Raw genomic sequence first — 24,683 nt, forward strand, 5'->3', positions numbered from 1 at the left:
AACGAATTCATTCATTAGGCCGAAGCCTATTTGACGAGTCGCTTGCCTTGATAATAGGTGATGATTCACCCTCATCGGCAAGCGCCCACATGAATTACCTGATCAAATTATTAAAGAGCTTTCGAATGGCGTTGCCGTTCGATGTGGTGCGTATTTTACGCATATAACGTCGCGCGTCAACACCTTTTTTTCAAAGCATCCGTTACGCAGCCGCTAATCGCTTGAGAAGCTCTTCACGACGCTGTTCGCTGACAAAAGCTTCTTCAATCGCATTACGATTGAGCATACGAAACGTGTCTTCTTTCCAACCAAACGCCTGAGCACATGCCATGTGGTTTTCCAACAGACCACCACCAAAGTAAGCAGGATCGTCGGAGCTAATGGTGACTTTCAGCCCTTCTGCCAATAGCTGGGGTAACGGATGATCACTTAATTGATCAAAACGACTTTCAAGCTGACGTTGGACAACGGGCACACCGTCAAGACCGTTTGCTGATCACGCAGGCGCTTGACTACATCGTTACTTTCCAAGCAGCGAACGCCGTGATCGATACGCTGCACGTCCAGCAGGTCGAGAGCGTCTGCGATGTATTCGGCGGGGCCCTCTTCACCGGCATGAGCAACGCGCACTAGCCCCAATTCCTTGGCACGGGCGAAAAGGGCCTGGAATTTAGCAGGAGGATGATCGCGCTCCGCGCTATCCAGCCCAATGGCGTCAAGGAACTTCCAGTAAGGAGAGGCCTGCTCGAGTACATGCAACGCCTCTTCGGCGGGACGATCACGCAAAAATGCCATGATCATTCCAACCGTCAAGTCCAGCGTAGCTTCGGCATCCTCTTTCGCACGAAGCAGGCCAGCCATGACGACTTCTAGCGGGACGCCACGCTGTAGGTGCGCCTGTGGGTCGAAATGCATGTCGATATGCATGACACCTTCGCTACGGGCGCGCTTGAAATAATCTATAGCAAGGTCATAAAAGTCCTGTTCGTTACGCAGCACGTTCATGCCTTGATAGTACAGATCTAAAAACCCCTGAAGATCTTGAAAGTCGTAAGCAGCTTTTGCTTCCTCGACAGAGGCATAAGGGAGCTCGATACCGTTACGAGCCGCCAAGGTAAACATGAGCTCAGGCTCAAGGGAACCTTCGATATGCAAGTGGAGCTCGACTTTGGGAAGTTGGCGTAAAAACTCATTCATACTGCGCTCCTGCTTGCGGATAGGTTGACGAGGTAGTATCGATAAATAGCCGCCCTCCATCAAGGTGCCAGCACGCTTCCACCCCTGGTAAAAGCGCGGCGTCATCTACTTGATGGACAAAGAAAATCACCGTCCGACCTACGAGCCAGTGATCTAACGCCGTCGCCAAATGCCTGGCGGTGCGCGCATCCACGCCCGCAAACGGTTCATCCAATAGCACAACCGACGGGTCACGTAGCAGTAACCTGGCTAACGCCACTCTTCGCGCTTGACCGCCAGAAAGCTGCTGACCTTTCTCTCCTACGTGGGTCAACAATCCTTTGGGCTGCTGCCTCACCCAATCCTCCAGGGCAACCATAGCCAGCACATGCCACAACTCATCATCGGTTGCGCTGGGTTTCGCCATACGCAAATTCGCTTCTAACGTGCCATCGAATAGATCCGTTTGCTGGGTTAAAAGAGCGAAATGCTCTGCCCTGCTCTCTACGGAAACACGATGAGGGGAGATACCGGCCATACTGACCGTACCTTGCGTCGGGGCTATGCGCCCCATCAACATGCTGGCTAACGTCGACTTACCGGACCCCGACACGCCGGTAATCACAACACGCGATTGTGGGCGAAGTGTGGCATGGACGCCCGACAGCGCGGGATAGGCCGCGCCAGGGTAAACGTAATGCACTGAGTCGAGCTGGATGGCGTACTCGCCAGCATTTGATGGCAAACGCTGCACGCCCTGCCCAGGCGCCTCCTTTTTGAGCGCATTTAAACGCTGAACAGCAGCATAACTCGCGCCGAGCTTCAAGAACGCAGAAGGAAGCAGTGCAAACACTTCGTTAATGCCTAGTACGGCAATAACTGCCATCACGGCAATAGGCCCAACGACCGCTTCTGCTGAGAGTGCTAGGCTGCCCAGCCACAGCGTCGCTATGAGTAAAAGACCAGTGACCGCGGAAACAAATGCATTACCCAGGGCTGATTTCAAGACGAGACGGCGCTGATTCGTCATGGCCTCCACTTCATGCGAGTGCACTTTCTGACGGTGCCAAGCGACCGTCTGATAACTCAGCAGCTCCGCAGATGCTTGTATCTGATCCAGTACCAGCCGGCGCAGCTCTTCCTGATCACTGACTTGCTGGTAACTATTGGCGAAGCCGAGCCAACCAAAGCCAAAAGTCCCCCCCCCCCAAAGAAGCGTCAATACGAACGCTATCGCGATGCCGGCAGCGGGCAGCCATATCGCAATGAATCCCGAGACCATCAAGATCGTGAGCAGCGCGGCTACCGGTGGAATCAAGCACCGTAGGTAGAGATTGTCGAGCTGATCGATATCAGCCGTGAGGCGACTCAACCACTCGCTGACTCGGCGACGCTTGAGGGTTGCATCATTCAACCCCGTCAAGTCGCCAAACACGCGATAGCGCAAATCAGCCAGCAGCGTAAGCACGGTGTTATGGTTATGAAGCCGCTCGATGTAGCGCGCCACGGTTCTCAGCAACGCAAAAAAACGAATACCCCCACCAGGGACGTAGACATCCAACGACGAGGGCAGGCCCGCTGCCAAAGCGATGCCCGCTAGGGCACAGGAGACAATGAACCACCCGGAAAGCCCTAGCAGCGACAACCCCGCGAGCAAGGTAATCCATACCAGCAGCGCCCCCAGCCAAAACGCCTGACGACGGCGAAGCAGCAGGCTGAGCCAGGGCGCAACGTCACGATACAGTTGCTTCATGGAGTCACCTCCACTAGCTGACCAGAGCGGCACACAAAATGACGATTGGCCACTGACACCACTGCGGGATGATGCGTCGCCATGACCAGCGTACGCCCCTCTTTTGCCCACTCCAGCAGCGCCCGAATGACTGCGCCTTCCGTTTCTGCATCCAAACTCGCTGTCGGCTCATCGAGCAAAATGAGCTGGGCATGGCTAAGATAAACACGCGCCAGCGCAAGCCGTTGCGCTTGACCACCGGAAAGGCCAACGCCGCGCTCACCCACCGTGGTAGCCAGGCCATGGGGCAAGCTAGCCAAGAGATCACCAAGCCCGGCCCGCTCTAACGCTTCGATGAGTCGAGCATCGTCTGCATCAGGCGAGGCCATGCGTAGATTATCCGCCAGGGAACCTTGCAAAATGCAGGGTGATTGGTCCAGCCAAGCAATGGGTATCGAAGTGTCGATACGGCACTCCCCACGATCTGGTGCCATGAACCCCGCCATGAGCGCCAGCAACGAGGACTTACCGCTCCCCGACTCACCGGTCAATACCGCCACGTCGCCAGCCCGCAGCGTCATGCTGACACGGCTTAAAACCGTCGAACGTTCTACATAACGAATATCGACACCCTCGAGCGCCACAATCACCCCCACCTCTGTAGGCGGCTTCGACGGTGATGCGACGCGACTAGGTTCGTTTAGGATGGCCACCAAACTTTCGGCTGAACCGAGGGCAGCAGCACGATCGTGATAATGCTGTGAAAGCGTTCTCAAGGGCTGAAAAAACTCTGGCGCTAGAAGAAGCACCGCCAACCCGCTGAAGAGTGTCAACTGGGGCGACGGCCCGTAATCGATATACCCCAGCAGACCGAAGCCGACGTACATGGCCACGACGGCAATGGCCACGGAAGCAAAAAACTCCAGCACGGCCGATGACAAGAACGCCAAACGCAGCGTCCGCATACTGAGCCTTCGGTAGTGATCGGTGGCGTACCATACGTCTTGCTGGGCCGCCTTGGTATGCCCGAACAGCTGAAGCGTTGTCATTCCACGCACACGGTCGATGAAGTGCGCCGATAGACGAGAAACGGCCATGAATTGATCGCGATTCATACGCTCGGCCCCCATACCGACCAACGCCATGAACAGCGGGATCAGCGGTGCAGATAGCAATAAGAAAGCGGCGACCAAGTAATCCAGCCCAACGACGACCCCTAGGATAATCAGTGGCAAAACCACCACGATTCTTAGCTGCGGGTAGAAACGGGCGAAGTAGCCATCCAAGGCCTCGATATGCTCAACCGACTGAGTAGCCAACGCACCGCTTTGCTGACGCGTCAGACACACCGGACCAAGCGCCGAGATTTTATCGAGAAGGGTTTGCCTGGCGTACTGGCGAATGCGAAGGCTTGCTTTGGCGCTGCACATTTCCTGCAGCGCCTGGAACAAAGAGCGAAGTAAGACAACGGCCACGAGGCCTGCCAATGGGGTGATCAGTGACCAAGGGGAGCGGCCTGCAATGACCAATTGATCGATAAGCCAAGCAAGCCCCACCACCAGCAGGACCGTTTGTACGCCTGCCAACACTCCCCACATTGCCGCCCACGTCAGTTGATTCCGCTCGCGCTTGGCAAGCTGATTGAGCCAATGGCGCGGCGTCATGACCTCCACCGTTTCTACTTCGGGAGGATGGTCTGTCATAGCGTTAGTGGTACCCCTCGCCAACACGCACCTTGCCGCGGAACACCCAATAGGTCCATGCGGTGTAGGCCAGGATGATCGGAATGACGAACAGCACGCCAATTAGCAAAAATAGCTGTGATTCTGGCGCTGACGCAGCATCCCAAAGCGTGTAATTGGGCGGCACGATGACCGGCCACTTACTGACGATCAGCCCCAAGTAGGTAAACACGTAGATACCGATCGTCGCGACGAAAGGAATGCCCTCATCACGGCGTTTGACGGACCGATACACCATAAAGGCCGAAAAGAGCGCAAGCGCCGGGAAAATCCAGATCAGTTGAAGGTTGCCAAACCAACGCTCCCACACCACCGGATTCACAAACGGCGTCCAAATGCTAATGATCGCGAACACACCCAGCACCAGCGCCAGCAGCATAGGAGTGATCTTATAGGCCCAATCTTGAATGTGCCCTTCCGACTTAAGGATCAACCAGGTCGCACCAAGCAGCGCATAGCCCGCCATCAAACCCAGTCCCGTGAGCACTGAGAACGGCGTCAACCAGTCGAAAGCACCACCCACGAAGGCAAAGTTTTCGACGCGGAAGCCTTGAATGTACGCCCCTACGACGGCCCCTTGGGCAAACGCCGCCACGCCAGACCCCCAGCTGAAGGCACGGTTCCACCAGCGGCGGTTACGACGCGACTTGAAGCGAAACTCAAATGCGACGCCGCGAAAAATCAGCCCGGCCAGCATCAAGAAAACACCGATATAGAGCGCTGGCAAAAAGACCGAATACACCAGCGGGAAGGCGCCGAGCAGGCCAGCGCCCCCCAGTACTAGCCACGTTTCGTTGCCGTCCCATACGGGGGCCACCGAGTTCATCATGACATCACGAGAATCTTCATCCGGGGCGAAGGGGAACAGTATCCCCAAGCCCAGATCGAAACCATCCATCAACACGTACATCATGATGCCGAAGCCAATGATGCCCGCCCAAATTAGCGTTAAATCAAACATTTCCATGTTTAGCTCCTTACCGGATCGACATCATCGTCAAAAGGCGTATGCGCAGCAGAGAACGGACGCATGGGACGCTTGAAGTTCTCGCTGGTAGTGTCTTGTTCCTCTTCGGGCAGCATGCCGTTGCGCACCACACGCGTGAGGTAGTAGATACCGGCGTAAAACACGACCGCGTATACCGCCACGTAACCAATCAGAGTGAACAGTGCCATCGGCCCGGTTAGCGAAGGCGTCAGACCTTCGGCATGGGTCATCATGCCGTAAACCAACCACGGTGCACGGCCAGATTCAGTGACGATCCAACCTGCCAACACGGCGGCAAACGGCATCGGAATCATGCACACCAGCGCTTTCAAGTAACCATTATGTTCATACACCTTGCCTTTGCGCCGCATCAATAAACCGACGAAGGCCGTGGCAATCATCAATAAGCCGATCCCCACCATCACACGGAAAGCCCAGAAAACGATGATCACCGGCGGCTGCTCGTCGGGCGCTGCTTCGCTGACACCTGGAATCACACCATCGGGGGAGTGAGTCAGGATCATGCTCGCCAAATTCGGGATACCAATCTCAAAATGGTTGGTTTGTGCCTCTTGGTCGGGAATGGCAAACAGCAGCAACGGGACGTTGCCAGACGTTTCCCAATGCCCTTCCATTGCTGCCACCTTAGTGGGCTGATGCTCCAGCGTGTTGAGGCCATGGAAGTCCCCCACCACTGCTTGAGCAGGCGCCAGGAACAGCAACAGCCACAAACACATGGAGAGCGCGCGACGGTTGGCTTCCGGGTCGCGTCCACGCAGCAGGAACCAAGCGCTGACCCCGGCCACCACGAAACCACCGGTCAAGAACGACGCCATGGCCATGTGAGCAAAGCGGTACGGGAAAGAAGGGTTGAAGATGGCCTCAGACCAAGAGAGCACGTGGAAGCGATTATCGATCAGCTCCACGCCTGCCGGGGTATGCATCCAGCTGTTAGCGGACAAAATCCAGAAGGAAGAGATAAACGTGCCAACAGCCACCATGATAGCCGCAAACAAGTGCACTCCTTGCGGGACCTTACCGCGACCAAAGAGAAGCACACCAAGGAAGGCCGCTTCCAAGAAGAACGCGGTCACGACTTCATAGCTCAGCACTGGCCCCAAGAAGTTGGAGGCGGCCTGAGAGAAATTGCTCCAGTTGGTGCCGAACTGGAAGGACATTACGATGCCCGAGACGACGCCCATACCGAAGACCACGGCAAACACCTTGGTCCAGAACAGCGATAGGCGGTCCCACGCAGGATTGCCGGTCTTGAAGTACAGCCCGTGGAGCAGCGCAATGTAAGACGCTAGGCCAATGGTAAAGACTGGAAAGATCGCATGAAACGATACAACGAAGGCGAACTGTATTCGCGATAGTACTAAGGGGTCGAGTTCCATCACACTCTCCTAAGACCTGAGTTGGTATCCCGTCAATGGGTGTCACAAGCTTAGTTGAGCCTTAATGGCGCTGCATTTTAGTTATAAGCACTAAGCTTATTCTTTACATGAGTTGTAGTTTACCGCTTCGACCATCGTTATACAGCGATAGTTTGCCTGAAAAGCTGTGTCGCATTGACGCACACTCTCCAGGCAACTTCCGTTATTCGACACTTAAGACATGACTACGACGCTGACCATATAGGCGGTGTAGGCAATGAACATGGAAAACAGCACACCTCCCTCAACACGATTGATGCGCCGCGGGCGACCACGCCAAGAGAACGCAAACAGCACCATGATGAGCGTCATGACCGTCATCACGCCCCAATCACGCACCAGCACTTCCCGCCCCGCTTCGATCGGTACGATGACCCCTGCCAAGCCGACCACAGCCATACTGTTGAACAGGTTCGAGCCCACTACGTTACCCAACACCATATCGTGTTCGTTACGGCGCAGCGCACTGATTGACGAGGCCAGCTCCGGTAGCGATGTACCCACCGCGACGACGGTCAAACCGATGATCAAATCACTGACCCCAAACCCTACCGCGATTTCGACGGCGCCCCACACCAGCAGGCGAGAGCTGGCAATCAACAGCACCAAACCAATCAGCGTCCACATGATGGATTTACCACGGGACATCGGTTTGCTATCCAGGCTTTCGGTCACTTCTGCCATCAGCGGGTCATCCTGCTGACCGCGCGAGCTGATGATGCTGGCCGTGATGAAGACGCCCAACCCCACTAGCAGCAAGGCCGCTTCGATGCGCGATATCCAGCCGTCCAGCAGCATGTAACCCGTTACCAGCATGACGATGACGAGTAGCGGCATCTCTTTGCGAATAACGCTCGAATGAACGGCCAAAGGTGCCATCAGCGCGACGAAACCGAGTACCAGCCCCATATTGGCAATGTTGGAACCGTAAGCATTACCCACCGCCAAGCCCGGGTTGCCTTGCATGGCCGCCAACACCGACACCATCATTTCCGGTGCCGACGTACCAAAGCCGATCACTAGCATGCCTATCAGCAGAGGCGATAACCCCAACCAGCGAGACGTCGCCGCAGCGCCATCGATGAATTTCTCTGCACTCCATATCAGCAGGACCAAGCCCGCGACCACAGCAAGAAAGGCGAGTAACATTTCAGTTCCTTAATGTCATAATGTTAGGCACTATCGCGGCTGCATCCTTGTCTAACTAGCCTCTTCGGTCAAGCGCTGTTTACATGCGCCCTTCCCGTTTCCTAGGTTGACATAAGCAACGCCCCATCGTATTGGTTCTAACCGCATTATGCACAGAGAGTTTGCTGTTGCCCCATTACTCCTTTATAAAACGGCCATCGCTGCCGGTTAAGACGCCCGAGGTGGATTGTTTCCCGCCTGAGACCCGCACTCAGCGACGGCGTCTGCGCGCTTGTCATGAGTGTGACTGGGTGTCTGCCCTGCCGCCGCTCAATTCGGGTGAGAAAGCTACCTGCCCGCGCTGCTCGCATGTATTGGTCAAGCGTCACCGCTATCCCGCCCAGCGCAGCATGGCGCTGGCGTTGGCCTCATTGATCGCACTGATGGTGGCGATCTCGTTTCCATTCGTCAGCTTCAGTGTCAGCGGAGTAGGCAATCGAATCGAACTGTCGCAAACCGCCACGACGCTCATCGAATTTCACCAACCCATCGTCGCCATCGCGGTGATGATGACGATCATCGTCCTGCCCGCCGTCTATCTGGTGGGGGTGGTATGGTTACAGTTTGGCCTTTTGCGGGCACGCCCCATGCCGTTTAGCCGCGACATCGCCCGCTCATTGGCTCACCTGAACCCGTGGATGATGGCGGATGTTTTCATCATTGGCGCATTGGTCAGTCTGATCAAAGTAGCGGGCATGGCGCAAATCGAGCTGGGCATTTCGTTTTGGGCGTTCTGTCTGTTTGGAATTTTGCTGTTGATGACGGTGCAGTCCATCGATGGCGATTGGATGTGGTTCTCCCTCGAAGGTGAGCCACTCGCCCCCGAGGGAACGCTAACTGGTACGACCGCTGCCAGCCAAGGCGTCACTGGCTGCCCCACCTGTGGTTTGATCAATCGCACCGAACACGGTAAGAAGCGCTGTTTGCGCTGCCATGAAAAACTGCATACGCGGTTGCCTCACAGCTTGCAGCGCACGTGGGCACTGCTGTTCGCTGCCACGGTCATGTATCTGCCGGCTAACCTGTACCCCATCATGACCACCACGAGCTTGGGTAACGCCACGCCGTCCACGATCATCGGCGGGGTGGTACAACTCATCCAAATGGGGTCATGGCCGGTGGCCGCTGTCATATTCGTGGCCAGCGTCATCGTTCCAGTGGGCAAACTGGTGGCTCTGGCTTGGCTCTGCCTGATGCTGAAACGCAGCAATGACCTCAATGCCCAGAGCCGCACCCGTCTTTACCGATTGACGGAATTCATTGGACGCTGGTCTATGGTTGACGTATTTGTCGTAGCCATTTTGGTTGCCCTCATTCGTGCCGGGTCGTTGATGTCGATTACGCCAGGGCCTGCTGCCCTTGCGTTTGGTGCAGTCGTCGTGCTCACGATGCTGGCGGCCATGACGTTCGACCCCCGTTTGATATGGGACACTCATACTCCACGCCCTCTTCGCCGTAAAACGGCCACCAAGGAACCTGTTGATGGCTAACGATTCAACGCCTCAGAACACACCTGACACCGACAATGGCGAATTACACAAAGCGAAATCCTCGCCACAAACGCGCCTATCCCCCATTTGGATCGTGCCGCTGGTCGCCGTCATCATCGGCCTATGGCTGGTGTACGATAATTACTCGAGTCGCGGCACGCTGGTCACACTTACCATGGAAAGTGCCGAAGGAATCGAAGCGGGCAGCACCCTCATCCGCAGTCGAAACGTGGAAATCGGTCGCGTGCAAAGCGTCCGTCTCTCCGACGACCTTTCGCATGCGGTCATGGTGGCGCGCATTCAGCCCGAAGCGGAAGCCATGTTGAGGGAAGATAGTCGCTTTTGGGTCGTCAAACCGCGTATTGGCCGTGAAGGCATCAGCGGCTTGGGCACGGTACTGTCGGGGGCGTACATTCAACTGGAACCCGGCCAATCCGACGAACCGAAACGCGAATTTGAAGTCAGCGATGTCCCTCCCGTTGCGCCCGCCGGTCAAGCAGGCCTGCAAATCAACCTGGTAAGCCAGCTGGGTAACTCGCTGCGCATTGGCGATCCGGTCTCTTATCAGGGCTACACGGTAGGTCGCGTCGAAGACACGCGCTTCGAGCCAGAAACCCGCACCATGCACCATCAAGTCTTCATCGAAGAGCCCTACGCCCAGCTCGTCACCGACAGCACCCGGTTTTGGACGGCCAGCGGCATCGACTTCCGCCTGGATGCCGATGGCGTACGGGTGAACGTAGAGTCTCTCGAAGCGCTGCTTGGCGGCGGCGTCACCTTTGGCGTACCGGAAGACCTCCCCATGGGCAAGCCGGTTGAAGCCAATACGCGCTTTAACCTCTATGCCGATGAAGACACCGCCCGGGAAGGCACCTTCAATCGCTACCTGGAGTATGTCCTGCTGGTGGATGACACGGTGCGTGGCTTGTCTCGGGGCGCACCGGTGGAGTTTCGCGGCGTAAGAATCGGCACCGTAGCCGCCGTCCCCTGGAACTTCACGGCGCCGCAGCCGGATTCACGCGCGCGTTTCGCGATTCCAGTCCTCATTCGCATCGAGCCTCAGCGCCTGGGCATCGAAAATACCGATATCGATTTGGAGGAGTGGGATAACCGCTTCAAGCGCATGTTCGGCCTGGGCCTGCGCGCGTCGCTCAAAAACGGTAGCCTGCTGACAGGGGCACTGTTCGTCGATCTTAACTTCCAGCGCGATTTGGCCGACGAATACGTGGCAGAGAGGTTTGCCGATCGAACCGTTTTCCCAACGGTGGCCGGTGGGTTTGCACAGATACAGGCGCAGGTAACGAGCCTATTGGAAAAACTCAACGACCTCGAAGTGGAGCCACTGCTGGCGGGATTGGATCGTAACCTGCAAGCCTCTGAAAGCGTGCTCAACGAAGTGCGCGAGGTCAGCGCATCCATCAATCAGCTGCTGAACGATCCCGACACCCAAGCGATCGGTGGCAACCTGAACGGCACATTGGAAGAGCTGCGCAGCACGCTGGAAGGCGTATCGCCCTCTTCGCCGGCGTATCAGGAACTGACCGGCGCTATCGAGCGCTTGGACAGGCTGATGCGTGACCTTCAGCCGCTCACCCGAACGCTCAACGAGAACCCTCGGGCGCTGCTGTTCGACAATTTGGATACCCAGGACCCGATTCCTCGCGCTCCTCGCTAATTAAGGATGACCGTTATGCTACGTCGATTACCCTTGTTATGGCTGGCAGCTGCCATGAGCCTGCTCTTGTCCGCCTGTGCCAGCAGCGTCTCTCCGCCCACGCGCTACATGTTGCCTGCAAGCCCGGCAGTCAGCGCATCCAGCAGCGCCGAGGCGACGCTTCAAGTCAGCGCGCCCCGCCTCGCCCACTATTTAGACGTGGATGGCATCGTGATGCAGTTAGACGACATCACCTTGAATGAAGCCCGCGAACATCAATGGGCAGAGAGCATCGGCCGCCAGCTAGAGCGTGCATTACGTGCTGAATTAGCTGACCAGCTCCCCAGCGTGCAAGTCGTGCGGGCAGAGGGAAGCCGTCCCGGTACCCTGACGCTCTCCATGGAAGTGGATCAATTCCAGGGTCGCTACGATGGCGTCGCCGTGGCCAGCGGCCAGTGGCAACTGCGCGATAGCGACGGCGAGATGCTCGCCCTCAAGAGCTTTACCGCTGAAACGACCCTCGACCAGGATGGCTACCCTGCCCTGGTGCGCTCGTTGGGAGAGAGCTGGCAGGCAGTGGCCGAGCAAATTGCCGACCAGCTGCGCCAAGGCGGCCACTTGTAATCCTCTAAGCATGATCGCTACGGGTAGCGCGTTGACGTGAGACTTTCGTGTTACACTCACGGCCACTAACGACGTCACTGTCAGCGCCACCCTGTCTCCCTCTTGTGACACCCTGAGGTATCACAAGACGTTTTAACGCCCGTCGCGGCACAGCGTGCTATCTGTCAAACTTCGCTGCCGCGACGGTGTACTATCCTCGCTTTTTGAACATGACGCCTAGCAGCGCCGCCCAGTTGGTGGCGCCGACTGCTATGCGACTGCGGAGAACGCATGAGCTTTTCTGATCTTGGTCTGCACGACGATTTACTGCGCGCGGTGAATGCGCAGGGCTACACACAGCCGACGCCTATTCAACAAAAGGCCATTCCCGTCGTTCTAGAAGGACGCGATCTTCTTGCCAGCGCGCAAACCGGTACGGGCAAAACGGCAGGCTTCACGCTGCCGATGCTACAGCGCCTGGCAAACGGCAAACGCCCGGGCAAACGTCAGGTGCGTGCACTCGTTCTTACCCCCACCCGTGAGCTGGCGGCTCAAGTGGGTGAGAGCGTTGCCGCTTACGGACAACACCTATCGCTGCGCTCTCACATTATTTTTGGCGGCGTCGGCCAACAGCCCCAAGTCGATGCCCTGCGGCATGGCCTGGATGTCCTGGTAGCGACCCCTGGGCGGCTGCTCGACCTGCACCAGCAAGGGCATGTCGACCTGGCCGCCGTTGAGATTCTGGTTCTGGATGAAGCCGACCGCATGCTCGACATGGGGTTCATTCACGATATCAAGCGACTGCTGCGTCTAGTACCCAAGCAGCGGCAGAACCTGCTGTTTTCGGCCACGTTCTCCAACGAGATCCAGACCCTGGCCAAACAACTGCTCAACGACCCTGCGCTGATTGAAGTCGCCCCGCGTAACACCACAGCAGAAAAGATCGAACAGGCTATCTACCGTGTGGACCGTGATAAGAAACGCGACTTGTTGGCGCATCTGATTCTGCGGCACAACTGGTTCCAAGTACTGGTATTCACACGCACCAAGCATGGCGCTAACCGGCTAGCCGAGCAGCTCTCGAAACAAGACATACCGGCCATGGCGATCCATGGCAACAAAAGCCAAGGCGCACGCACCCGAGCGCTGGGCGCGTTCAAGAGCGGCGACCTGCAGGTGCTAGTGGCCACCGATATTGCCGCGCGTGGCCTGGACATCAACGAACTGCCCCACGTGGTGAATTTCGACCTACCCAATGTGGCTGAAGATTACGTTCACCGCATTGGCCGTACGGGTCGCGCGGGCAGCAATGGTGAAGCCGTCTCGTTGGTATGCGTCGATGAGCATGGCTTGCTCAAAAACATCGAGCGACTGATCAATCAGACGCTGCCCAAGCACATCGAACCTGGCTTCGAACCTGACCCGAATGCCAAACCAGAGCCCATCGAAAATGGCCGCCGCGGCCAGCGTTCACCGCGCCAGCGCAAGCCGGAAGGACAGGCAGCCAACGCCGGTGGCGAGCGCCGTCGTCGTAGCCGCCGCTAGCCCGAATGCCCGGAATATGCGAAGGTAGCGCCTCGCCTATTCCGGCGTTTTTGCTGAATTAATTCATGGAGTGACTATGGCGTCTTCACAACTCATGGCCGATTACCGCCAATGGCTGACCTTTCAGCGTCAGGAGCAACTCAGCCGCGAACATCAGGGCATTGCGCAACGCCTAGAGGACGCCCGCGCCTCGGCCAATCAAGTCGTCCAGGCATATCGCAGCATGGCCGAAAAAGCGTCCACCGAAGGGGCCTGCTACCGTACGCTCTTTCTTCGTGAGCGCGACAATGCGTCTTTGCCCTGTGAAGGCTGGCTGTTCGTGCGCCGCGTCTTGAGCGAAGGCAACAGCACCCGTGTACGCGTCACTCTGCTGGAAACCTTTACCCTGAAAGAGGGCATCATTGCCCCAGGGGATAAGCCCGCTAGCAAATTGACGCTCGAGATTTACGACAAGCTCGATATCAACAAGGGCATGCGAACTCAAGTACGTGTCGACTGCCTGGACACCCCTCAAGACTTCCACTTCATTACCTTGCTCGACGCGGTCCGCGGCGACCTTCGCCCTCACCTGAAATAAGCTCGCGTCATGGTCTCACGCCACGCTTGTCGCTTCATTGTGCTGATGTTCATGGTAGGGCTCAATTTACGCCCTGCCATGTCATCGGTAGCCCCGCTACTTAATCGGCTGCAAGAGAACGCGGGGCTGTCTGCTTCTGCGGCTGGAGTATTGACTACCCTTCCCGTGCTGTTTTTGGGCTTGACGGCCCCACTGGCCCCCATGATCGGGCGCCGCATTGGAAGCGAACGTGCACTAAGCGCTGCCCTGCTGCTGCTGGCCACCGGCTTATGGGTGCGAGTGTTACCGTTTCCAGGATTGCTCTACGTCGGTACCGCCATGGCTGGCAGTGCCATCGGGCTGGCTGGCACGCTGTTGCCCGCCCTGGTCAAGCGCGAGCTTCCCGCCAGTGCCGACCTGCTGACGGGCCTATATACCATGGCGCTCTGCTTGGGTGGTGCTCTAGGTGCAGGGCTCAGCGTCCCTTTCATGCAGTGGCTGGGGGACTGGCAAGCCAGTCTAGTGAGCTGGGCACTCTTGGCGCTCACCACGCTCATCGTGTGGATGCGCTATGCGCCTGCCCCAAACAACGCAAGCGTTCTTCAACGGCCCGCTGTGCAGCCTCTTAGTGCATTACTTAAGCAGCCACTAACGTGGCAGGTGATGCTCTTCATGGGCATCCAATCTTCCATGGCCTATATCGTTTTTGGCTGGCTACCGACGCTGCTCATCGCGCGGGGTTACACCGAGGCCACCGCAGGCTGGACGATGGCCGTTTCCATCATGTGCCAACTGATCTCCGCGTTGAGCGCCCCCTGGTTCGCACGCTTATACCGAGATCAGCGACCGGCGCTCTTACTGGTCTTACTATGCACTGCACTGGGGCTCGTCTTCCTGCTGGCGGCCCCCTTGGGCTGGCGTTGGCCTGGCGCTGTCCTGCTTGGGTTCGGGCAAGGCGGAAGCTTTAGCCTTGCGTTAAGCTTGTTGGTGCTACGTACCGCCAACGAGCGTTTGGCAGGCCAACTCTCCGGTCTGGTACAAGGAGGTGGTTATACGCTGGCCGCCCTGGGCCCCTTCGGCGTCGGTCTGCTGCTGCAAGCTGGCGCCAGCACGCAGCATATCGCTTGGCTGCTGCTCGGCCTGATTGGCATTTGCTGTGGCTTTGCGCTCTTGGCAGGACGCCAGCGGCAACTCGACGACCACAATGGCCAACTGCAGGTCCACCACCGATAACCCTTTTAGCTCTCACAGGATACAGCGATGAGCCAAGCTCCTCTCCTTGCCGACACACCCCATAGCCATGAGCGGCTTCTGGTCATTTACACCGGCGGCACGATAGGCATGCAGCCCCAGGCCAACGGCTTAGCACCGGCCGGGGATTTTGCTGAACGCTTGGCCAAGGCGTTAAGCCAGCTTCCGTTGCGGGATCAGCCGCTGCTCCCAGCGTACGACATCATCAGCTATTCGCCGCTGATCGACTCCAGCGCAGCAACGCCCCTAACATGGCAGCAGCTGGCCACCGACATCGCCGAGCGCTTCGATCAATATCGCGGTTTCGTCGTGATCCATGGAACCGACACGTTGAGCTGGACTGCCGCCAGCCTGGCATATCAGCTACAGGGCTTGGATCGTCCCGTCGTCTTGACGGGTGCGATGGCGCCGCTCGAAGCACCCAACAGCGACGCCTTGGACAACCTCTATGGCGCGTTGCGGTTTGCCGCCCATCCAGCGCTGCAGGAAGTGGCCATTTATTTTGCCAACCGGTTATTGCGGGGCACGCGTGCCATCAAGCAGCACAGTGAAGCCGCAGATGCCTTCACCTCACCGAACTATCCCTACTTGGGAGAGCGCATTGGAGACGATTTCATTCTGTTTCCAAGCCGTGGATTAGCGTATCAGCAGCGCGGTGCGCCGCGTTTCGAACGAGTGGATTATCGGCCCGTGGCCCAGGGCGAGGTGGTCCGCATTACTCTTTGGCCAGGAATGGCCGCTTGGCAGTTGGACGCATGGCTTAGCCACCCAAGCATCAAAGGAGCCCTGTTACAGCTCTGGGGAGCGGGCAATCTGCCTGACGACCCCGCCCTGCTTGCCGTCATTGCCAAAGCGAGCGGTGAAGGCAAGCTGATCGCTGCCATCAGCCAATGCTCACAGGGGCGGGTGCACATGGGTGCTTACGCGGCGGGAGACGGCCTAACCGACGCAGGAGTGCTCTCAGGCGATGACATGACGCCCGAGGCCGCCTACACCAAGCTGGTCCACCTCATCGCTCAACCCATTTCTCTCGAGGACCGGCGGCGGCGCTTTTTGATGCCACTTGTGGGCGAGCGATAACGCAGCACCCGCTCCTGGACTGGCGTACTGGCTGATAACCGCTATGGTTAAACAACGCATTTAACATGTATTGACCACCGACGGGATAGGACGCCATCTATGGATCAGCCGGTACATCACTTTAGTGAACTGTTCGAGCAGCTTGGCTTACGTTCGGATGCGGATTCTATCGAGCGCTTCATTCAGCGCCATTCTCCGCTCCCCAAAGAGATGCCGCTGGCAGACGCTCCCTGCTGGAACGAGGGTCAAGCGGATTTTCTCAGAGAGGCCGTACAGGAAGACGCCGATTGGGCGGAAGTGGTCGACCACCTCGATGCCTCCATGCACAAAACGACTTGACCGAAGAAGCGCCGCTCTGAAGAGCGGCGCTTAGCCATTCAGGCGCGCCTCGACCCGTTCGAGAATTTGTCGGCTAACTTTGCCCACCAAGGGTTTTGCGGCTTTATTGACGGCTTTTTCCATCAGACGATTACGAATGTCGTACTGCAACTTCAAGGCCACCTCCGTGCCTTCGGGCACCGCGCGAAGCTGGTAACGCCCTTGATTTTTGACGCCTTCCAACGACTCCCAAGCCAGCACGTGGGGCGGCTGAATCTCGGTGACCGCAACATCGAATGCCCAATCCATTCCCACCGCGCGAACGTGCCAGCGGTAGCGATTCTCCCCCAAACTATCGATGGAACGGATAAGATCCGAGTAATCGGCAAAATCTTCGACTCGGCGCAGAAGATCGAACACTCGCTCCGGGGAGGCTTTAACGATTTCACTATGTTCTATCGTGGCCATACGTGTCTTCCTAACGGCTTGGACGATAAGCTTAACATGGCAAACCGCTCCCACACACCGAATGAAACGTCAGCCGGTGCTGGTCAGATTCCTTGCTATTGCGTAAACTGCCGCCCTTCCGGACCGGACCCCGGAACACTGTCTTGCCAACCTGGCAAGGACGCATAAATTCTCCGACGATGAGCATTTCGTATGTCCCCTATCGCTTCATCTGACGCTAACGCGTCAGCCACCGTCGTGATTTACTCCGGCGGTATGGACTCCTTCACGGTCTTGCACCGCGCCATTCGTGAAGGGCTGACGGTCCACGCACTCTCCTTCGATTATGGTCAGCGCCACCGCCGAGAACTCGACACCGCCCGCCAAGTATGTGGCTCTCTTGATATTCCTCACCAAGTCGTCGATATTCGCGCAATCCATGGGTTGATCGATAATTCGGCGCTGACCAACAGCGCCATCGACATGCCCACCGGCGACTATGACGCGAACAATCTGAGCGCGACGGTGGTGCCTAATCGCAATATGATTTTGCTGTCATTGGCCATCGCCAAAGCGGTCAACATTGGCGCCGAACGCGTGGATTACGGCGCGCACGGTGGCGACCACATCCTTTACCCAGACTGTCGCCCCGAGTTCGTCGATGCCATGAACCACGTCGCAGGCATTGCCAACTTCGAGCCGGTGGCACTGCATGCCCCATACTTGCACGCTCGGAAAGAGGACATCCTGCGTGATGGTTTAGCCATGGGCTTGGACTATCGCCAGACATGGACCTGCTATGAAGGCCGCGAGCTTGCCTGCGGCCAGTGCGGCAGCTGCCGTGAGCGGTTAGCCGCCTTCGCAGCCAACCAGAGTGTCGACCCTCTCGACTATGCCATCGACACGGCACAAGGTGGCCGCTGATGTATCACGTCAAAGAGGCTTTCTACACTCTGCAAGGGGAAGGCGCCCAGGCAGGACGCGCCAGCGTCTTCTGTCGCTTTGCGGGCTGCAACCTGTGGTCAGGACGAGAGGCGGATCGCGAAAGCGCCAAATGCACCTTTTGCGATACCGACTTCATCGGCACGAACGGCATCAACGGCGGTCGGTTCGATACCGCTCAAGCGCTGGCCGACCACATCACAGCGCTGTGGCCCCAAGGAGCCAACCATGCCGTGCCGTATGTGGTATTTACCGGTGGCGAACCGCTGTTACAGCTCGATAGCGATCTGATTGCCGCGCTACACAGCAAAGGCTTTGAAGTGGCAGTCGAGACCAATGGCACGGTGCCCGCCCCTGAAGGTATCGATTGGCTCTGCGTGAGCCCGAAGGGCAACAACCCGCTTGCGATCACCCAGGGCGATGAGCTGAAACTGGTCTACCCCCAACCCGATGCACCACCGGAACGGTTCGCTCACCTCGCCTTTCGCCACTTTTTCTTACAGCCGATGGATCTCAGTGCCGTGGCGATAAAGCACATTGCCACCGATGGCGCAGAGACGGTGAACGCCACGACGGCCTATTGCATGGCCCACCCTCAGTGGCGATTGTCACTACAAACGCACAAAATCGCAGGATTCGAGTAATGGCACTATTCGTTAACCATCTGACCCACATCGACGTTTCCCTCTGGTGCCCCACGAAGGGTCTGGTTGGCTGTAGCTGGCAGGTAGATGCCCAACTCGAGGGGGAATTGGGTGAAGATGGTATGCTATTTGATTTCGGTGAAGTGAAGCCGTGGATCAAACGTACTTTGGACAACGGTCTGGATCACACGCTGCTGGTGCCCACTCAGGCGCCAGGGGTGGAGGTCAGTGAGTGCGAAGAGGGCCTCTGCCTTCGTACCACCACGCCTTATGCCATGGAGGTTCGCGGGCCAAAAGAAGCCTTTACGCTCCTCCCCTGGGAATCGATCACGCTACAGCGCGTGACCCGTCATCTCAGCGATCAGCTCACCGAGCAGCGGCCAGTCAATGTGGAGCGCGTCACGCTGCTACTCAGCGATGAACACATTGATGGTGCGGCCTACGGCTACAGCCATGGGCTGAAGCGCCATGCTGGGAACTGCCAGCGAATTGCCCATGGGCACCGCTCCCGCTTACATATTTTCCAGGAGCAGCAGAGACAGCCGCAGCTTGAGCAGACATGGAGCGCGTGGCTGGACAATCGGTATCTGCTGGAAGAGGCGGATATTGCCGAGCTGAGTGACACGCGGCTGACCTGCCGATATGAGGCGGCCCAAGGACGCTTCTCGATCACCCTGCCCGCCGAGCGCTGCAGCGTGCTCCCTAAACCGACTACGGTCGAAAACATCGCCCAGTGGCTAGCCGACCAAATTGCCCAGCAAACGGCCACCGCAACCACCGTCCACGCGTTCGAAGGCATCGACAAAGGTGCCACGGCACACGCATGAGCGACTTGATCACCAGCGACACGTCAGGGGGCTGCCGAGCAGGCTGCGGCGCTTGCTGCATAGCACCGTCCATCAGCTCCCCTATTCCAGGTATGCCTAACGGCAAACCCGCAGGCGAGCGCTGCGTCCAGCTCGATGCCAATAACTTGTGCAAACTGTTTGGCAGCCCTCAGCGCCCCCGGGTGTGCGGGCAGTTCGATTACGACCCGTTGGTGTGTGGCGAGTACCGAGATGAGGCGCTCGCCACGCTGACGTGGCTAGAAGAGAACACACGCTAACGCTCAAACCTCGCTTTCGACACTCAATGAGTGAGGTAAACGGCGGTCCAGCAGGCTCACCCAGCGGACCAAGACCGGCGCATCACTGTGGCTCACCTCGCTCAACAGCCGACGGAAGGCCTCTTTGGCCGCCTGATCGTTGGGCGCAATTCGGGTTAGCCAAAGCTCCAGGGCCGCCAGCTCCTGATGGCGATTACCATGTTCCCGTGACTGGACGATCGCCATCTCGGCCAATGCCCTCACTTCACTGGCGGGGTGCCCCAGCAAATCACGCACTCTCGCCAATTGAGTCGCCAGCTCGGGTAAAAAGAGCGTGGTGCGCTCGCGGGCTATGACCAGACACTGATCCAGATACTCCTCGGCAGCCTTTAGTTCGCCCAGTTCGATACAGGCGTCCGAGTACCATAGGACAGGGCGCTGGAAGCGGTCTCGCCCGTTTAACTCGGCCATTTGATCCAGGCTGTCTCTCAACTGCACCAGCCCTGCGTGATCCCCTGCCATGGCCTTCTGCCAACCCAGCACGCCCTGGGCAGAAATTTGCCATAGCTGTAGATCCGGGGTGCCGGTCATGGCGGCAGCACGCTCGGCGTGACGCGCCGCGAGATGCACGTGCCCCAACTGACGATACAGGGCAGCGGCAAACATCAGCGCCATGGCCAGCGTGCCCGGATGACCGATTTTCTCGGCCAGCCGAATGGCTGACGATACGTGTCGCTCGGCGCGCTGGTAGTCGCCACGCAAACAGAGCGCCCAGCCCTGGAAACAGGCCGCCGTGACCTGGGGATGATCCGAGAACGGCAGCCATTCGATCATCATTTGTGCATTGAGCGGATCGATCTCATCCAGATGATCGTGAGCCTGCTGAATGCGCCCGGCCCAGTACTCACAGTGCGCTCGCGCGTAGTCAGCCAAGCGACGATAGCGAGGGTCTTCCAGGCGCTCGGCGATGTCCGCCAGCGTCGACGCGAGGGCAAAAGCATCCGCATGGGCGTACCGCTGGCTGCGGCCGACCCATAGCCCCCACTTCACGAGGAAAATTTGCTCCAAATCTTCCGGGTCGTCCAGGGTGTCACCTCCGGACTGACGCAAAAGCTCCCGCGCGCGCACGAAGCTCTCGTGAGCGGTGGGCGAACCGTGGCCTTCCAGCGCAAAAGCCGCTTGGCCTCGCACAGTCAGCAAGCTGACTTCGCGCTCTACCTCATGTTCGACATGGCGCAGGCTCGCCAAACCGAAGTCGGCCATTCGCAGCGCTGTACGGTTGGCACTCACTTTCAGAGCCTCACGGGCAGACAGCTCGAAATAGCGCGCCCCCCGGGCGTAATGACCGCTGCGGCGTAGGTGCGTCGCGAAATCGCCAGGATGGCGGCTGATCCACACCGGGAAACGCTCTTCGATCAAGGTGACGACCTGCTGGTGCAACTTCACCCGCACGTCTCGTGGGCAGGAGAGGTACGCCGCTTCTTGCAGAAGCTGATGGCTGAACTGGTACTCATGCTCACCACTCTCTTTGTCCACCGGCTCGATGATCTCCAAAAGGCGCATATGCTCCACCGCCTGGGAGAGCCGCGTCTTATCCCATCCGCTACACTCGGCCAAGAAATCCAGACGGAAGCGCTTGCCCAGCACGGCAGCGATATGGGCGATCTCGCGATCTCCTTCCAACTGATCGATACGGCTGGCCAGTAGACCCAGCAACCCTTTCGGCAACTCATCGAACTGAACGCTGCGCCCTTCGCGGCGATCCATGTCTAGACGGCGACAAATCTCCTGCATATAGAGCGGCACACCGTCGCATCGCTCGATGATTTGGTTGCGCAAACGGGGGCTCAAATGCATTCGATACCGGCGGGAGAGTTGTGACAGCAGTCGCGACGACTGCAGCGCATCGAGTTTACCCAAGGTAATTTGCTGATCCCAATGCAGCTTCACCGGCAGCGATTCACGACCATGATGGCTCGCGACCAGCATGAATGCAGTATTGATGGGCAGACGCGCTTGTAACCCGGCAAGGACTTTGAAGGAGGGCTCGTCCAGCCACTGCAAATCATCGACCATCAAGACGAGGGTTTGGGTGCCTGCGCGCTGGTCGATCAGACGGTGCAGCAGTTTCACGACCAGCTCTACCGCTTCTCCGTTTTGTGTGAGCTGGGTGATTTCCTGAACGTCTCTAACGCCCAGCGCCTCTTCTAACAGCTGCTGTCGCGCATCGTCCAATGGCGTCTCGCCCAGCGATGACTGCAACTGATGCAGCGCTGCCAGCGTCGGCGTTGTATCGAGATGCCAAGCTAAGAGCGTGCGCGCGACGCCATACGGCTCTAACACCGATAGGCGTGTGGTGGGCTGCCAGCAGATGGCGGCATCGCGACTCAGTTCAAGCTGACGAAACCCCACCATCAACGCCGATTTCCCCATCCCAGACGCCCCGCGTACCAAAACGCTTTGGCGTAAACCAATGCCGGCCCTTGCCAGGGCATCCCGCAGGGTACGCAGCGACGTTTCGCGGCCGACCAGACTCGGCGGCAGCGCGTCACGGCCACCCTCGTTCTGACCCAATACCAGTGCGCGCAAGCGAACGCGACCGTCGCTGGCCACTAGCCGCGAGACCAAGCGCGGCTGCAGATCCAGTGCGGGGGGCATGTGCTGGCTGGCTTCTTGCGAAATCACCAGTTCACTGCCTTCGGCAGCGCTCATCAATTCAAGCGATACCTGGGTGACTTGGCCCAGCGGGTCCGCCAACTGGCGCTCGGGCAGATAAACTACGCGGCCACTGTTGAGCCCCGCCGCCAGTTCAAAGGAGGGAGCCTCGCCGTCGCCGCTCCAGTGGCGCTGGGTTTCCTGGGGGAGCGCTTGGCGACAATGTTCGTAAAGCGCGACCAGCTCGGCGAGCTGGTGTGCTGGGCCATGCGTACCAAAGCATGCCAAGCCCAAGCCGCCGGTCGCCCCTGGAAGCCAGAAACCGCCCAAATGGTGGCATTGCTGTTCCAGCCAGCGCATCAGCTCTAGTTGAAGCGCAAGACAGTTGCGGGTAGCGGCGCGATCTTGCCAATCCCCCTTCAAACGCAAACGAATCGCCATGACCGATAACTGGCGCAGCTCGATTTCATCTTCACGCAGCGGCTTGCTATCGGCGGCCAACGCGCGAGAAAAGGCCCCTTGGGGTGACATGGCGCGCGGGTCGTGGTGGCCGTCTGACCAGTAGCTCGCCAGCTGCAAAAAGCTGGGTTCCGGCTGCTGACCCGACAGCGCCAACAGCTGTAAATAGCTGTTGTACTGTTCGTGAGCGGCGGCCATTTGGTTCTTTTCTGCCAGTTGACGCACCAGCCGCTCATGGAAAGGCCCGTACCCTGAAAAGCGACTGACCAGCCCTTCCAGCATGCCGTCCGGCGTTTCGTCATGGGTCTCCAGCACCTGCTCGGCAAAGCGGATCACCCGTTGGCGCCACTCGTTGCGCACCTGAACGAGCCAGCGTTGGAATTCACTGCAGCTGGCGAGTTGAAGCTCTTCGATGAGATCGCCTTGGTAGCAGGCCATGACGTCTTCGAGAGTGTCTAGATCCTTAGGGCCTTCCAGTAGCTGCTGCAGATCGTGTAGATCGACCTGCCAGTGGGCCGGCAAGTGAAACGCAATCGTCTGACGAGAGACATTCAGCACTTGGTCGGCGTTGTCACCCATGGACTGGCGCAGGCAGTGCAAGGCGTGGCGCAAGTTGGTGCGCCCCGACGATAGCCCCTGGTCTGGCCAAAGCAACTCCGCCAGCGCTGCCCGATTGACCGGCTGGCGATGCAACAGCAGATACACCAACAGGGCTTTCACTTTGTCGTAACTGAAATGAGTGAGTACGTCCTCCCCCTGCGTTAAGGAGAAGTGACCAAACAAGGTCAGTTGATCTGTCTGTTGAGCATCGCGCATGGAATACATCCTGCCTGGCTAGCGGCGGCTTAGGCGGGCACGCCGCTATGAAAACGAAACGCCGTATCGGGAGTCGTGATCAACTCCGCTTCACGTGCAACGAAGAAGGCAATGCGATCGTCGATCGGCTCATCGGTCTGTTGGCGGGCCAACAGCAGATAATCTTCGAAATGGCGTCCCTCTGACTTCACCAGCGTGCGGTAAAACTTTGCCAACTCTTCGTCTAGGTAAGGAATGAGCCGAGCAAAGCGCTCACAGCTTCGCGCTTCGATCAAAGCACCGATGATCAGCACATCGATCAAACGCTCGGGGTCATTGCTGCGTAAGTGTTGGCGCAGTCCTTCGGCATAGCGCGATGCCGTCAGGTGATGGTACGCCACCCCGCGCTTCTCCATGAGGCCGACGACCTGCTCAAAGTGGAGCAGCTCTTCACGAGCAAGCTGTGACATTTTACTGAGCAACAGCGGCTGATCTACGTAGCGATATAACAAGCTCATGGCCGTGGACGCCGCTTTTTTCTCGCACTGGGCATGATCGATCAGCAGTGTTTCAGGATTGGCAAGCGCCCATTGAAGCCAGGTATCCGGCGTGGGGCAGGCAAGAAATTGATGAAGACTTTCAGGCAGCAGATCGTCCGCTTGAAGGGAGTGCTCTGCCGTTTTGAGTTCGACTAATTGTATAGACATAATACCGCTACCGAGCGTTTATCACACTATTGTACAATATATAAACGCCGTTGGCGTTTGTTCCCTAATAACCGAAGGCCGCTTATTAAATGACGGCTCAATTCTCATATAGCATATCGCTAATATATAAGCCCGATTTATTTGGTGCTCCACACACCCCATAAACCGTGTAATGACGCGCGATCCATCGT

20 protein-coding genes and 1 pseudogene are annotated in these 24,683 nt (G+C 57.9%); 12 read left to right on the forward strand and 9 right to left on the reverse strand.

The annotated features are described in order from the left end of the window. Nucleotides 1–202: 202 nt before the first annotated feature. The 6 genes and pseudogenes from QIT27_RS14785 to QIT27_RS14810 all read right to left on the reverse strand — a co-directional run bounded on the left by QIT27_RS14785 (nucleotide 203) and on the right by QIT27_RS14810 (nucleotide 8,223). Nucleotides 203–1,197, reverse strand: a pseudogene (locus QIT27_RS14785) (adenosine deaminase). Further along, nucleotides 1,190–2,929: a thiol reductant ABC exporter subunit CydC gene (cydC, locus tag QIT27_RS14790; protein ID WP_285264248.1), complete on the reverse strand. Its 1,740-nt coding sequence runs from the start codon at nucleotides 2,927–2,929 to the stop codon at nucleotides 1,190–1,192. The pseudogene QIT27_RS14785 and the gene cydC overlap by 8 nt, the downstream one beginning before the upstream one ends. Further along, the gene (gene cydD, locus QIT27_RS14795; protein ID WP_285264249.1) at nucleotides 2,926–4,611 is read right to left on the reverse strand and encodes a thiol reductant ABC exporter subunit CydD; all 1,686 of its coding nucleotides are present in this window, start codon (nucleotides 4,609–4,611) and stop codon (nucleotides 2,926–2,928) included. The genes cydC and cydD overlap by 4 nt, the downstream gene beginning before the upstream one ends. 4 nt (nucleotides 4,612–4,615) lie before the next feature. After that, the gene (cydB, locus tag QIT27_RS14800) at nucleotides 4,616–5,617 is read right to left on the reverse strand and encodes a cytochrome d ubiquinol oxidase subunit II (protein WP_285264250.1); all 1,002 of its coding nucleotides are present in this window, start codon (nucleotides 5,615–5,617) and stop codon (nucleotides 4,616–4,618) included. A 2-nt stretch (nucleotides 5,618–5,619) separates the two neighbouring features. Beyond that, entirely contained in the window at nucleotides 5,620–7,035 is a 1,416-nt protein-coding gene (locus QIT27_RS14805; RefSeq protein WP_253018801.1) for a cytochrome ubiquinol oxidase subunit I, read from the reverse strand. Between the two features lie 213 nt (nucleotides 7,036–7,248). Further along, complete coding sequence (locus tag QIT27_RS14810; RefSeq protein WP_253018802.1) at nucleotides 7,249–8,223, reverse strand: calcium/sodium antiporter; 975 nt, start codon at nucleotides 8,221–8,223, stop codon at nucleotides 7,249–7,251. Between the two features lie 185 nt (nucleotides 8,224–8,408). Between QIT27_RS14810 and QIT27_RS14815 the strand changes: the two genes are divergently transcribed. The 8 genes from QIT27_RS14815 to QIT27_RS14850 all read left to right on the forward strand — a co-directional run bounded on the left by QIT27_RS14815 (nucleotide 8,409) and on the right by QIT27_RS14850 (nucleotide 16,780). Then, nucleotides 8,409–9,752 carry a paraquat-inducible protein A gene (locus QIT27_RS14815; RefSeq protein ID WP_253018994.1) on the forward strand — a complete coding sequence of 448 codons (1,344 nt, stop codon included), beginning with the start codon at nucleotides 8,409–8,411 and terminating at the stop codon, nucleotides 9,750–9,752. Next, nucleotides 9,745–11,427, forward strand: coding sequence for an intermembrane transport protein PqiB (gene pqiB / locus QIT27_RS14820; RefSeq protein ID WP_159342008.1), 1,683 nt, complete (start codon nucleotides 9,745–9,747; stop codon nucleotides 11,425–11,427). The genes QIT27_RS14815 and pqiB overlap by 8 nt, the downstream gene beginning before the upstream one ends. Before the next feature lie 15 nt (nucleotides 11,428–11,442). Beyond that, nucleotides 11,443–12,030 (forward strand): PqiC family protein, encoded by a 588-nt coding sequence (locus tag QIT27_RS14825; protein WP_159342007.1) that lies wholly within the window; start codon nucleotides 11,443–11,445, stop codon nucleotides 12,028–12,030. Nucleotides 12,031–12,300: 270 nt separating this feature from the next. Continuing rightward, entirely contained in the window at nucleotides 12,301–13,554 is a 1,254-nt protein-coding gene (locus tag QIT27_RS14830; protein ID WP_159342006.1) for a DEAD/DEAH box helicase, read from the forward strand. A 76-nt stretch (nucleotides 13,555–13,630) separates the two neighbouring features. Then, nucleotides 13,631–14,131, forward strand: a complete 501-nt coding sequence (locus QIT27_RS14835; RefSeq protein ID WP_285264252.1) for a hypothetical protein — start codon at nucleotides 13,631–13,633, stop codon at nucleotides 14,129–14,131. A gap of 9 nt (nucleotides 14,132–14,140) precedes the next feature. Beyond that, nucleotides 14,141–15,343, forward strand: coding sequence for an MFS transporter (locus QIT27_RS14840; protein WP_285264253.1), 1,203 nt, complete (start codon nucleotides 14,141–14,143; stop codon nucleotides 15,341–15,343). A 27-nt stretch (nucleotides 15,344–15,370) separates the two neighbouring features. Further along, a complete protein-coding gene (locus QIT27_RS14845) occupies nucleotides 15,371–16,441 on the forward strand; it encodes an asparaginase (RefSeq protein ID WP_285264254.1) in 1,071 nt (356 codons plus the stop codon). A gap of 99 nt (nucleotides 16,442–16,540) precedes the next feature. Then, entirely contained in the window at nucleotides 16,541–16,780 is a 240-nt protein-coding gene (locus QIT27_RS14850) for a DUF2789 domain-containing protein (RefSeq protein WP_159342002.1), read from the forward strand. Between the two features lie 30 nt (nucleotides 16,781–16,810). Here QIT27_RS14850 and QIT27_RS14855 read toward each other — a convergent pair whose 3' ends face one another. Further along, nucleotides 16,811–17,227 (reverse strand): SRPBCC family protein, encoded by a 417-nt coding sequence (locus QIT27_RS14855; RefSeq protein WP_285264255.1) that lies wholly within the window; start codon nucleotides 17,225–17,227, stop codon nucleotides 16,811–16,813. A gap of 192 nt (nucleotides 17,228–17,419) precedes the next feature. Here QIT27_RS14855 and queC point away from each other — a divergent pair, with 192 nt between their 5' ends. From queC to QIT27_RS14875, 4 genes are read left to right on the forward strand one after another with little or no spacing between them, the layout of a single operon-like run. Continuing rightward, on the forward strand, nucleotides 17,420–18,130 hold the full coding sequence (gene queC, locus QIT27_RS14860; protein ID WP_285264256.1) for a 7-cyano-7-deazaguanine synthase QueC: 711 nt from the start codon (nucleotides 17,420–17,422) through the stop codon (nucleotides 18,128–18,130). Continuing rightward, the gene (gene queE / locus QIT27_RS14865; protein ID WP_285264257.1) at nucleotides 18,130–18,792 is read left to right on the forward strand and encodes a 7-carboxy-7-deazaguanine synthase; all 663 of its coding nucleotides are present in this window, start codon (nucleotides 18,130–18,132) and stop codon (nucleotides 18,790–18,792) included. The genes queC and queE overlap by 1 nt, the downstream gene beginning before the upstream one ends. Further along, complete coding sequence (locus QIT27_RS14870) at nucleotides 18,792–19,619, forward strand: 6-carboxytetrahydropterin synthase (RefSeq protein WP_285264258.1); 828 nt, start codon at nucleotides 18,792–18,794, stop codon at nucleotides 19,617–19,619. Before queE ends, QIT27_RS14870 begins: the two co-directional genes overlap by 1 nt. Further along, nucleotides 19,616–19,897 (forward strand): YkgJ family cysteine cluster protein, encoded by a 282-nt coding sequence (locus QIT27_RS14875; RefSeq protein WP_285264259.1) that lies wholly within the window; start codon nucleotides 19,616–19,618, stop codon nucleotides 19,895–19,897. Before QIT27_RS14870 ends, QIT27_RS14875 begins: the two co-directional genes overlap by 4 nt. A 3-nt stretch (nucleotides 19,898–19,900) precedes the next feature. Here QIT27_RS14875 and QIT27_RS14880 read toward each other — a convergent pair whose 3' ends face one another. Next, nucleotides 19,901–23,806, reverse strand: coding sequence for an ATP-binding protein (locus QIT27_RS14880; protein ID WP_285264260.1), 3,906 nt, complete (start codon nucleotides 23,804–23,806; stop codon nucleotides 19,901–19,903). Between the two features lie 29 nt (nucleotides 23,807–23,835). Beyond that, nucleotides 23,836–24,492, reverse strand: coding sequence for a MiaE family protein (locus QIT27_RS14885; protein ID WP_159341995.1), 657 nt, complete (start codon nucleotides 24,490–24,492; stop codon nucleotides 23,836–23,838). Between the last annotated feature and the right edge of the window lie 191 nt (nucleotides 24,493–24,683).

This window comes from Halomonas sp. LC1 (assembly GCF_030247125.1).
Classification (GTDB): Bacteria; Pseudomonadota; Gammaproteobacteria; order Pseudomonadales; family Halomonadaceae; genus Vreelandella.

Bases quoted from the DNA above. Each gene is read 5' to 3' on its own strand.
- QIT27_RS14840 (WP_285264253.1), top strand. From the start codon at position 14,141: ATGGTCTCACGCCACGCTTGTCGCTTCATTGTGCTGATGTTCATGGTA.
- queC (WP_285264256.1), top strand. From the start codon at position 17,420: ATGTCCCCTATCGCTTCATCTGACGCTAACGCGTCAGCCACCGTCGTG.
- cydB (WP_285264250.1), bottom strand. From the start codon at position 5,617: ATGGAAATGTTTGATTTAACGCTAATTTGGGCGGGCATCATTGGCTTC.
- QIT27_RS14855 (WP_285264255.1), bottom strand. From the start codon at position 17,227: ATGGCCACGATAGAACATAGTGAAATCGTTAAAGCCTCCCCGGAGCGA.
- QIT27_RS14885 (WP_159341995.1), bottom strand. From the start codon at position 24,492: ATGTCTATACAATTAGTCGAACTCAAAACGGCAGAGCACTCCCTTCAA.
- QIT27_RS14830 (WP_159342006.1), top strand. From the start codon at position 12,301: ATGAGCTTTTCTGATCTTGGTCTGCACGACGATTTACTGCGCGCGGTG.
- QIT27_RS14825 (WP_159342007.1), top strand. From the start codon at position 11,443: ATGCTACGTCGATTACCCTTGTTATGGCTGGCAGCTGCCATGAGCCTG.
- QIT27_RS14835 (WP_285264252.1), top strand. From the start codon at position 13,631: ATGGCGTCTTCACAACTCATGGCCGATTACCGCCAATGGCTGACCTTT.
- queE (WP_285264257.1), top strand. From the start codon at position 18,130: ATGTATCACGTCAAAGAGGCTTTCTACACTCTGCAAGGGGAAGGCGCC.
- QIT27_RS14870 (WP_285264258.1), top strand. From the start codon at position 18,792: ATGGCACTATTCGTTAACCATCTGACCCACATCGACGTTTCCCTCTGG.
- QIT27_RS14880 (WP_285264260.1), bottom strand. From the start codon at position 23,806: ATGCGCGATGCTCAACAGACAGATCAACTGACCTTGTTTGGTCACTTC.
- cydD (WP_285264249.1), bottom strand. From the start codon at position 4,611: ATGACAGACCATCCTCCCGAAGTAGAAACGGTGGAGGTCATGACGCCG.
- QIT27_RS14810 (WP_253018802.1), bottom strand. From the start codon at position 8,223: ATGTTACTCGCCTTTCTTGCTGTGGTCGCGGGCTTGGTCCTGCTGATA.
- QIT27_RS14805 (WP_253018801.1), bottom strand. From the start codon at position 7,035: ATGGAACTCGACCCCTTAGTACTATCGCGAATACAGTTCGCCTTCGTT.
- QIT27_RS14850 (WP_159342002.1), top strand. From the start codon at position 16,541: ATGGATCAGCCGGTACATCACTTTAGTGAACTGTTCGAGCAGCTTGGC.
- QIT27_RS14845 (WP_285264254.1), top strand. From the start codon at position 15,371: ATGAGCCAAGCTCCTCTCCTTGCCGACACACCCCATAGCCATGAGCGG.
- cydC (WP_285264248.1), bottom strand. From the start codon at position 2,929: ATGAAGCAACTGTATCGTGACGTTGCGCCCTGGCTCAGCCTGCTGCTT.
- pqiB (WP_159342008.1), top strand. From the start codon at position 9,745: ATGGCTAACGATTCAACGCCTCAGAACACACCTGACACCGACAATGGC.
- QIT27_RS14875 (WP_285264259.1), top strand. From the start codon at position 19,616: ATGAGCGACTTGATCACCAGCGACACGTCAGGGGGCTGCCGAGCAGGC.